Origin of the sequence: Ralstonia pickettii (assembly GCF_001699815.1) — a bacterium.
Classification (GTDB): domain Bacteria; phylum Pseudomonadota; class Gammaproteobacteria; order Burkholderiales; family Burkholderiaceae; genus Ralstonia; species Ralstonia thomasii.
Genome location: NZ_MCGB01000058.1, coordinates 1 through 1,367, shown reverse-complemented (window position 1 = coordinate 1,367; position 1,367 = coordinate 1). Strand labels below are relative to the sequence as shown.

1 protein-coding gene and 2 pseudogenes are annotated in these 1,367 nt (G+C 57.1%); 1 reads left to right on the top strand and 2 read right to left on the bottom strand.

Annotated features, from left to right (window positions below):
* Positions 1 to 184 (bottom strand): hypothetical protein (locus BEK68_RS25935; RefSeq protein WP_139111350.1); only part of this gene is annotated, 184 nt, incomplete at its 3' end.
* A gap of 45 nt (positions 185 to 229) precedes the next feature.
* On the opposite strand from BEK68_RS25935, the pseudogene tnpC reads away from it, so the two are divergent.
* Positions 230 to 920: pseudogene (tnpC, locus tag BEK68_RS10680) on the top strand (IS66 family transposase); the annotation flags it as partial.
* 203 nt (positions 921 to 1,123) lie between these two features.
* Here tnpC and BEK68_RS10675 read toward each other — a convergent pair.
* Positions 1,124 to 1,367, bottom strand: a pseudogene (locus tag BEK68_RS10675) (IS256 family transposase); the annotation flags it as partial.

Sequence of the window (1,367 nt, the reverse complement as noted above, 5' to 3'; positions counted from 1 at the left end):
CTTCGATCGCTTGTTGAATCACTTGCCGCGCCCCGTGACGAACCAATTCGTCAAGTCCAAGCCCGACTCCCGATAGACCGACGACTGCTTTTTCCGTATCCTTGCTCATGGTGGATGGTTTGATTTTTTGCTGGTTTCCGACTTCGACAATCAGATTCTCAGCTGAAACCTCCACCGCCTTCAACTTCCCGCCTCAACTCCCCCGTACACCACTTTCGACTTTAGCTCCCGCTGCTTCAGCTATACGCCCGGACGCGGTGCCAAGCTGGCCGACAAGCTGTTCACGGGGATCCGCAAGGGCGCCGTTCTGATGACTGATGGCTACGAGCCCTACAACGACATCGCTCAACGCTACGACCTCGTGCACCTCGGGTGTTGGGCACACCTAAGACGGTACTTCATCAAAGCGGAGGAGAACGTGCCGAAAGCCGCGCGTTCGCCCGATCTGCTCGCGACACGCTTCATCACGCTGATCGGCAAGCTGTTCAATGCGGAGGCCCGCTCTAACAAATGGGCAGCTGAGCGACGACAGCGACTGCGACGTCGATACAGCACGCGCATACTCGACGCCATCTACGCTTTAGCCCTCGCGGAGTCACCCGGCGTCGTACCAAAAAGTTTGCTCGGAAAAGCACTGACCTATCTGCGCGAGCAGTGGCCGAAGCTGATCCGCTACGTCGAGAACGGAACTTGGGCCATCTCGAATAACCCTTGCGAGAATGCGATTCGCCCATTCGTCGTCGGGCCGCCGCTCATGGCTTTTTAGCGACACCGTAGCGGGGGCGAACGCAAGTGCAAACCTCTACAGCCTGATCGAAACCTGCAAAGCCGGGGGCATCGATCCCTATCGCTACCTTCACTGGTTGTTCCAGCGTCTTCCTCTGGCGAGGACCGTTGACGACTACGAATTCCTATCATAAGCCTTCTTGTTATAAAAACGGCTCTGCTTATTACGATCTGGCGCAGTAACATCTGACTTTTCTTGCGCTAATCTGAGCGGCCCTCTGCGATCCGGACGATCCGCAATGGCTGCCCTCGAACGCACCGCGTACCCGCGCTTCCCCGAGGTTCTGGCAGAGCTAACGTCAAGAGTGGTGTATGAACAATTTGATGGCGGTCGATTTCAAGCGGCGATTTTCTGCTGAGCCGGTCGATCGTCTTGCACCGGTTCGCCGTCCTTGAAGGCAACTCCTTCGAGCAACAGCTTGATCTTTTCGGGGCCGTTGATACGGCGCCAGGTTTTCTCGGCTTCCTCGATCAGCTTGAATGCCAGTCCGAGGAAGGTTGGTCGCGATACGCAGTTACGCGTGCGCGTCGTACGGTGGCGCACCGTCGCGAACGTCGATTCAATCGCGTTGGTCGTGCGC